The sequence below is a fragment of the Mycoplasma elephantis ATCC 51980 genome, assembly GCF_000687815.1.
Taxonomy (GTDB): domain Bacteria; phylum Bacillota_I; class Bacilli_A; order Mycoplasmatales; family Metamycoplasmataceae; genus Mycoplasma_H; species Mycoplasma_H elephantis.
Map to the genome: position 1 here is coordinate 1 of NZ_JHXU01000016.1, position 8699 is coordinate 8699.

The 8699-nt window shown below is 24.6% G+C and carries 10 protein-coding genes and 1 pseudogene; 3 read left to right on the top strand and 8 right to left on the bottom strand.

Features of this window, described 5'->3' with window-relative positions; genetic code table 4:
- A pseudogene (locus T380_RS04100) lies at positions 1-267 on the bottom strand (hypothetical protein); the annotation flags it as partial.
- Between the two features lie 54 nt (positions 268-321).
- Here T380_RS04100 and recO point away from each other — a divergent pair.
- On the top strand, positions 322-990 hold the full coding sequence (gene recO, locus T380_RS04275) for a DNA repair protein RecO (protein WP_027334405.1): 669 nt from the start codon (positions 322-324) through the stop codon (positions 988-990).
- A 47-nt stretch (positions 991-1037) separates the two neighbouring features.
- Positions 1038-1976: a LacI family DNA-binding transcriptional regulator gene (locus T380_RS04110; RefSeq protein WP_051600022.1), complete on the top strand. Its 939-nt coding sequence runs from the start codon at positions 1038-1040 to the stop codon at positions 1974-1976.
- Positions 1977-1992: 16 nt separating this feature from the next.
- Here the strand turns inward: T380_RS04110 and T380_RS0103510 are convergent, their stop codons facing one another.
- Genes T380_RS0103510 through T380_RS0103530 form a run of 5 tightly spaced genes read right to left on the bottom strand, consistent with a single transcriptional unit; the run spans position 1993 to position 6344 of the window.
- Positions 1993-2715, bottom strand: coding sequence for a pseudouridine synthase (locus tag T380_RS0103510; protein WP_036437091.1), 723 nt, complete (start codon positions 2713-2715; stop codon positions 1993-1995).
- Positions 2681-3748, bottom strand: coding sequence for a nicotinate-nucleotide adenylyltransferase (locus T380_RS0103515; RefSeq protein ID WP_027334496.1), 1068 nt, complete (start codon positions 3746-3748; stop codon positions 2681-2683). Before T380_RS0103515 ends, T380_RS0103510 begins: the two co-directional genes overlap by 35 nt.
- A gap of 38 nt (positions 3749-3786) precedes the next feature.
- Positions 3787-5034: a Y-family DNA polymerase gene (locus T380_RS0103520; protein WP_036437094.1), complete on the bottom strand. Its 1248-nt coding sequence runs from the start codon at positions 5032-5034 to the stop codon at positions 3787-3789.
- Positions 5034-5441, bottom strand: coding sequence for an iron-sulfur cluster assembly scaffold protein (locus T380_RS0103525; RefSeq protein WP_027334498.1), 408 nt, complete (start codon positions 5439-5441; stop codon positions 5034-5036). Before T380_RS0103525 ends, T380_RS0103520 begins: the two co-directional genes overlap by 1 nt.
- 6 nt (positions 5442-5447) lie before the next feature.
- The gene (locus T380_RS0103530; protein WP_156930207.1) at positions 5448-6344 is read right to left on the bottom strand and encodes an ECF transporter S component; all 897 of its coding nucleotides are present in this window, start codon (positions 6342-6344) and stop codon (positions 5448-5450) included.
- Positions 6345-6366: 22 nt separating this feature from the next.
- Between T380_RS0103530 and T380_RS0103535 the strand changes: the two genes are divergently transcribed.
- Complete coding sequence (locus tag T380_RS0103535) at positions 6367-7869, top strand: phospho-sugar mutase (RefSeq protein WP_027334500.1); 1503 nt, start codon at positions 6367-6369, stop codon at positions 7867-7869.
- Positions 7870-7912: 43 nt separating this feature from the next.
- On the opposite strand, the gene T380_RS0103540 is transcribed toward T380_RS0103535, so the two are convergent.
- Together T380_RS0103540 and T380_RS0103545 are read right to left on the bottom strand one after the other, a co-directional pair.
- Positions 7913-8149, bottom strand: a complete 237-nt coding sequence (locus T380_RS0103540; RefSeq protein WP_027334501.1) for a hypothetical protein — start codon at positions 8147-8149, stop codon at positions 7913-7915.
- Between the two features lie 74 nt (positions 8150-8223).
- The coding region (locus T380_RS0103545; RefSeq protein WP_027334502.1) for a DUF2179 domain-containing protein at positions 8224-8699 on the bottom strand (476 nt) is incomplete at its 5' end.

Here is an 8699-nt window from a genome sequence, read left to right on the forward strand (position 1 = left end):
AGAATAATAAGCTTGAATTTGCCCTTTTGTATCTTGCAAAACTAAAAATGAACCTCTTTTTGCCATTACTCTTCCAGCAAATTTAACTTTAAATGGCTTTTTTGATTCTAATTCCTCTCTAGATATTTTCGAAAATTTTTCTTTTAACCTTGTAGATAAAGTCAAATCTTTAAAGTCATAACTTTTAGGATATGGATTAACATTTATGCTTTTATAATACCCTAATTTTTCTATTCTTACCAATTCTTGATCGTTCAATTTAATCATTATTCTCCTTATATATAATTAAAATTATAATAAATATATTGTATATTAATTAGTATGGGGTTAGAGAGAAAAAAGGGAATTATAGTTAATAAAATTAATTATGATGAATTTGATATGATTATTTCCTTACTTACAAATAAAGGTGTTTTGAATTTTTTAGCAAAGGGCATTAGAAAACCAAATAGTAAAAATTCAACAAATTTAAATATTTTTTCTATAGTTGAGTGCGAAATATTTCTAGCTAGGTTGGATGGTAAAATTTCCAAGTTAAAAAAAGCTATTGCTATTAAAAATTTCGACTACACAAATAAATACAATTTATCAATAAATGATGATTTATTTTTTATATTCAAAAATACAGAATATATTAATTCTGATTTCTTACAAAAATATGAACTATTTTTGTCTAATATTGGTGATAACAAAACCAATTTTTGATTATCCTGACTTTATGCAAATTCAATAATGATAAAACCTATTATTCCCGCATATAATCATTGCCATATTTGCAATTCTAATCAAAACTTACAATACTTTTGTTGACATGATGGTGGTATGGTTTGTGAAAATCACACAAATAATAAAACAAGTGAAAAACAACTTTGACAATATTACTATTTGTTCACAAATGTACATAAATATATTGAAAACTGTACAATTTATGACAATATTCGTATTTTAAAAGAAATAAAAATTTTTCTTAACAACAATGGTTATTACTAAAATGTGAAATATTTCCACATTTTCATAATTTAAAGTATAATTTTTTTATGTCGAAATTAACATATAAAGATATAGCGAAAAAAGCAAAGGTAAGCGTAAGTACGATTTCTAGATATTATAATAATGGTTATGTTAGCAAAAAAAATAAAGCCTCAATACAAAAAATAGTAGAATATTATGACTTTGTACCCAATAGCGGGGCAAGACTAATAAGAGGACAAGTTAATATAATTTACATTATTCTACCTGAGTTATCAAGCCATGTTTTTAGTGATGTTGTAGCTGGAATTGAAGTAGAAGCATCACTTAAAGGCAAATATGTATTTGTTACACATGCTAAACCAACAACTGAAGGTTTTATAGAAAAAATTAAATACATAAATTCATGAAAACCGGGTGCTATTATTTTATTTTTACCTTATTACGATGAAAAAATAGATGAGTTTTTAAAACAACACAATGATTCAAATATCGTTGTTTATGGATTTGAAACAAAATATGCAAAATATGCAATGTATGAAGATAAAGATATGTTTTACAAACTTGTAAAATCGTACTATCATAGTAAACCTGTTAAAAAATTAATATTTTTAATATGTGATTCCCTTACAGAAAAACAAAAAAAAGAATGAGTAAAATCATTTAAAAAATCTACAACTGAATTAGATATAGAAAGAATTGAATATGTAATTAATAACTATAAAGATGCAGATGTTGATAAATTTTTAGATTTTGTAAAAACTAATAAAATTTATGACATAGTTTGTTCTACGCATGAAACATTTATGAATTTATTAGCAAAAGTTGATAGTTCATTAAACCTAAATTTGACAGACATTGGATATAAATCAATTTATGACTATAACAAAAAATATCGAAACAAAATATTTATTGACTACCATCTTTTAGGTGTTATGATCACAAAATTATGCAGTGGACAAGAACCGCAAGAAAATTCGGTAATTGTACAAGCAACAATAATATAAAAAAAGTTAAGTCACCTTAACTTTTTTTACACAATAATTTTAATTTTTTAATTTCAAATGGTTTTAATTTTCTATATGAACCAATTGGTAAATTATCAACATTTAGAAAACTATAAGATACACGATGTAAATTAATAACCCTTTTATCAAACAATTCAAACATTTTTTTAACATGATGATTGCTACCTTGATGCAATTTAACTTGGTAAAAATTTAAACCTAAATGTTTTACTTCATGCAAGCTAATCTTTTCATTAATTATTAGCTTAGCATTTATTTCCTCAAACTCTTTTTTAGATAATTGTATATCTATTTCAACATTGTACACTCTGTTTATTTGAAAGGAAGGATGTGAAAGTTTATAACAAAGATCACCATCATTAGTAACTATTATTGCTCCGGTCGTATTGAAATCAAGTCTGCCTACAGTAAAAATTCTTTTATTACTATCTATTAAATCTATTACTTTTTTTCTATCTTTTAAATCACTATTTGAACAAATTGTATTTTTGGGTTTATTTACTAAATAGTATTCCTTGTCATCTATATAAATTTGTTTATTATCAACAAGAATGGTATCTAAACATGAGGCCAAATCACCCAACTTTGCAACTTTATTATTTATTAAAACACGGCCTTCTAAAATTAATTCTTCCGCTTTTCTTCTGGAACATATTCCTGATTCAGCTATTATTTTTTGTACTCTAACCATTGATTCATTTTTTATAATGTTCTTCATTTTCAATATTCTTTCTATTTGAAATTATATGGTTATATGTTAATTCAACAACTTTTTTAAATCCTTGTTCAAAATCATTAAAAACTAATTCTCTCACTTTTTCTATTCCTGGCCACTTACGACCTTTACATAATTTATCAGCTAAATAAACAATTTTATCTAATCAATTCATTTCTAATGCTAAAGTTGTGTGAACTGCAACAGCATGCACAATATCTTCATCTTGAATCAAATAATTATGTTTTAATCATAAAGCTCCTGATAATTCATGATATTCAACCGGACTTACAACCTTATTAGGCAAATATTTATTAATAAACGTTATGTGCTCATCAGGAGTTCATTCTTTTGTAATGTCATGAAATGATGCGGCCACATATGCTTTTTCTTCGTCATATTTATGTTTACGCGCTAAATTGCGAGCAAATTCTCCAGCCGCAATCATATGATTTGCACGAGTTAGAGAAACAGAACTAAAAATTAATGGTTTTATATATAAATGATTTTGTCCAATATAGTTTTGCACCTTTTTATCAACAACTTGTAAATTACCAGCTCTATAATTTGTGCTAGATTCTTCACAAAGATTATTATCTAAAACTAGACAATTAAATCTTTTTATGTTAATCTTATTTATCTTATTTGTACGTTTGTATATAACAATTTTTGTCTTTCTTGATATATCCTCTATGTATTCTCATTTATGAAGTTTAGCTAAATTATCACTACCTAAAATAAAATATAATTCATCATTTGGAAAAATATGACTAAAATAATTTACTGTTTCAAATGAATAACTTTTGCCTTTTCTATTTATTTCAAACATTGATATTTCACATTTTGGGGGCAGAACAAGTTTAATCATATTAACTCTATGCAAGGGGTCTATGGGGCTTTTCGTTTTAAAAGGGTTTTGGTAAGCAGGAACAAAAAATAATTTATCAAGTTTTAATTCGTTAATTGATGTTTTAGCAATTTCTATATGTCCTTTATGAATGGGGTCAAAACTTCCACCAAATATACCTATTTTCATACATTTTATTATATCAATTTTAAAATTCTTAATTACTTTTACTTTCGGTTCTTAAAAACATTTTTATCTTCTTTTAAAAACTTTGTTTGCTTATTTTTAATATGTTTTATTTTGTTATAATCTGATGCTAAAAATAATTTTGTAGTTTTTAATTGTGAATTTAAAAAATCCACTAATTTGTATTTTTCAGTATTTTTCATTGAATTTTCCTGTAATTCTGGTTGAAAATATATTTCACCTTTTTTACCTAGATTACAAATTTTAAATCCTAACCCTTTTATAGGTTGACCATTTCAAAACGAGTCAAATAGATTTTTGGCATTATCTAATATTTCTTTTTTATCATCTATAAAATTTGAAAGTTGTTGTTGATGAGATAAAAATTTTGTATTTTTATATCTTATTTCTATAACAACTAAATTACCCAACAAACCCCTTGATTCCATTCTATAAATTACTTTATTTACAAGAAACATAAGTTCCGTAATTATCTCTTCATAATTTGATAAACAATTAGGTTCAAATGTTTTCATATGACCTATTGATTTATACTCATTATTTGACGTATTTAAAATATCAGTGCTTTCACCTAATAAACATTCAATTATTTTAATATAGTTATTTTTAAAAATGTTTTTCAACAAAACTATGTTATTTTTATTTAAATACAAATCATTAATAGTTTTTATACCATTATCAATTAGTTTTTTGGCATATACCTTTCCAATCCCAAAAAAATCACCAATTGGTAAATCATAAAAATTTTTTTGTATGTCCCCTTTTTTGGTAAGCGTTATACCAAATGGCTTACCTAAAGATGTAGACATTTTAGCTAAAAATTTATTATACGAAATTCCAATTGAGACAGGAATTTTAAATATATTTAAGATTGAATTTTGTAAGAATTTTGCAAGCGAAATAGAACTAGATTCTCATTGACCCAAATTTATTTTTTTAGTAACATCAATATAACATTCATCGATAGAACCAATTTCAAAAATATTAGAAATATTATTTATAATCCAATTAAAAATATTTGTTGATAATTCTATAAAAAGAGGAAAATCCGCATTCTCCACAATAATATTGGGACACACTTTGCGAATCAAAAACATTGGGTCCCCGGTTTTTGCCCCTTTATTCTTTGCTTCATAACTAAGTGCTGCCGCTATACTATTTGAATTTTTATTTCCAATCGCAACTTCTTTTCCTATTAATCATGGTTTTTTTGTTCTCAAAGCGCTTACAAAATAACTGTCAAAATCAATATGAAAAATAACTTTCATTATTTCCTCAATAATTTTAGTAAACCAATAGTAACTAAGTTTGCGCAATTAAAACGATTTAAATGAACCTTAACATTATTAAAAATGTTAAGTTCCCTCAATTTAGGATCTTCATGTATTTCTTGGCTAATTAATTTTTGATATCTATCAATTATTTCAATTGCCTCATTTACAGTTTTATTGTTAACCATGCCTATTAAAATATCTGTTGAAGCAACACAAATAGCACATCCTATAGTTTTATGAGAAAATATAACCTTGTCATTAATATTTTTGTATCCAAAAGTAATTTTATCCACACAATGTTCACTATAAATAGTAAAATCCTTATCTTCATTAAGCATTTCATTACTATATAATGGAGTCGAGTAGTGTTTCATAATTAATTCTTGTTTATTGTATTCCATAAAATCCTATCATTGATTTCTATATATATTATTATATGTTTTTTCTTTTATTATCAAAAGCACACTTGATATTGGTATCATAATTAATGTGAAAAACGGTATTTCTATCATTGATTTTAAAATAATTTTTGATGCATAAAAAGCAAATAATGAATAATCTTTTGCTAGCAAAATTTTCCCATTTGATGATGTAGTGTTTGCCATAAAACGATTTCAATAAACAATAAAAACGTATGGACCATATAATCAACGAAATAAAACAATAATAAATGCGACAATAGAAAACATAAATAAGTATTTCAAAATTGTCTCATTTAATTTTTTAGTTATAAAATAGTATGCTATAAGATAGCTAACAAAAAAAGAAATAAGTAAACTAAAACCAACAGTTAGATACAAAATAAATAAACGAGGGAATTTATCAGAATTGTCTGATTTATAAATTTTATTTTGATTTGTTATAAGGATAATGATATTTATGATTAAAACCATATACAAAAAACTTGATAATATAAGTGATGTTTTTAATTTGTTTTTTACATAAAAATGAAATAAAATGCTCGAAATTATTGATATACATGGAGGAATTATGGCGTATTCAATCATTCAAAATGCTAATCCTGAAGGGGATAGAAACATTAACGAAATCGTATCCGCTATTATTGCTAATATTGAACCTTTAACTATTCCCAACAAAATTCCAAACACGATATAAAATGGTATATCAGTAGATAGATTTATAACCCTACCAATTGATAATTTTAAAAAAGCAATTGTTATTAAAAAAATTGCTAACAAAATTCCACTTATAGTTATTTCAAAAACATTAAATTTAAAAGAATTTTTTGTTTTTGTTAAAACTAAGTTTAAATAATTTTTCGCCTTACTTAAAACCATGTTCATTTATTTATTATAAAATAATATAATGAATAAAAAATTAGAATTTGGTACAGCCGGTATTAGAGGAATAGTTGGTCCTCTAGAAAATCAGTTAAATATAATACATGTATGCAGAATAGCTGATGGAATAGTAAGATTTATTAATGAAAATTCAAATCAAAAAAATGTAAAAATCATCATTGGTAGAGACAATAGAATAATGTCTAAAGAATTTTCTATTGCTTTTAGAAATATATTATCAAGAAACAAAATAACTGTAATATATAGCGAAGATATTTCTCCAACTCCTTTTGTTAGTTTTTTAATTAAAGAATATAACGCAGCAATGGGAATAAATATTACTGCAAGTCATAACCCAAAAGAATATAATGGAATAAAAATCTATAACAAATATGGTTATCAATGTTTACCTGATGAAATAAATAATTTAAAAAAATATTTTAGCGAATACTCTAATTATAAAAATTTTGATATAGATACAAAAAATGATAATTATATAATAAACGTAAATAAGGATAATATCAATAAATATCTTGATAAAGTGTTGAAATTAGCAAATAATAGTGATTGCAATAATATAACAATTGCTTATTCTCCATTACATGGAACTGGAGCAAAATATGCTAACTTTTTACTTCCCAAATTAACTAAAAATGTTTATTTTTTAGATTCTCAAATGACGAATGATCCGAATTTTACAAACGTTAAAAATCCTAATCCTGAAACAAAAGAAGCTTATGAGGAATTAATCAAACTTGGTGAAGAAAAAAATGCAGATATACTATTAGTTACAGACCCTGATAGTGATAGGGTTGGACTTTGCGTTAAAATTGGAAACCAATACAAACAATTAACAGGAAATGAAACGGCTACATTAATAATGAATTTTTTAGTTGAAACAAATAAAAATTTAAAAGACAAATATTTAATTTATTCATATGTATCATCTAATGTACCAAAAATTATTGCCGAAAAAAATAATATTAAAGTATTTGAAACACCTACAGGATATAAGTGAATTGGTTCTTTAATAGAAAAGAACAAAAAAGAGAACCCTCAGTTAACTCATTTATTTTCTTTCGAGGAAAGTTATGGTTCTCTTATAGATTCAAATCTAGCTTTAGATAAGGATGCAATTCAATCAATTGTTATAATAACTGTTCTTTCTTCATATTACAAGAAAAGGGGGCTTAATTTATTGAATGTGTTGGATAACATTTATCAAAAATACGGATATGTTTCATCTGGGGTTTTGAATATTTCTACCGAAAATTATGATTTAACAAAACTTCAAAATAATTTTAAAAAGATATATGAAAAGGACTGTATTTTAATTGATTATAATCTTGATGAACAAAATCCGACAGATATGATAAAAATAGTTTTTAAAGATAATTCATGAATGGCGCTAAGACCTTCTGGTACAGAACCTAAAATAAAATTTTATATGTTTGGTTTTGGTCAAAATGCCAAACTTGCATCCGATAGATTATCACATTTAGAAAAACTTGTTAAAAATATTATTTAAATTGCATTATATGAAAAAGAACATGGTTTCCCATGTTCTTTTTTTAATACGATATAAAACGTTCAACAACTTTTGGTGCAGAATCATCTGAAGTATCAAATTTTATAGTGTTAGTATCATTTTTTACTTCACCTTTTTCAGACTTCACTAATTTAGCAAGAGCTATAGCACTAGAAATAGTTTTTATAGCAATTGGAATTAGTGCAGCTATAGTTAATAAAACTTCTGCTCCATAAGTTTCTAGTTGTTTTTCTTTTGATATCGGTGTTAATTTATTCATATTTCCTCCACCTATATATAACAAAAAATTTGAAAAAACGCGAAAAAAAAACTATTTTAGGAAAAATAGTTAATCTACTTATTTGTATTGAATAATCCTTCAGTATTTCTGATTGATGAGATGCTAAATCATAAATTTGATGAGATCATTTTTATATCTTTAACTAAATGCTTTGCTTCTAATAATAAAACAACAGTTGTAATAATATATTTTTTCGTTTTAGTATACCCGCCTATTGCTTCAGTAATGGTATATGCATGTCAATAATTTATGTGTTCAAAATATTCAATAATGTTTTTTGGATTATCTGTATAAATTTGGAGTCTTACTTTTTTATATTTTGGATATATTCAATCCACAACAGTAGTTAAAATTAAAACATAAATTATAGTTGTTAATGCAGATGAAGATATATAACTACATCCACTTGTATCCCACTTAATTAAATCTTTCTCATAATAAGGAATACCTTTATTAGGTAAAAAATAATAATTTTGAATAAAGTAACTAGAATTTAAAAATATAAATAATAGGGTAAAGCTAACTATTC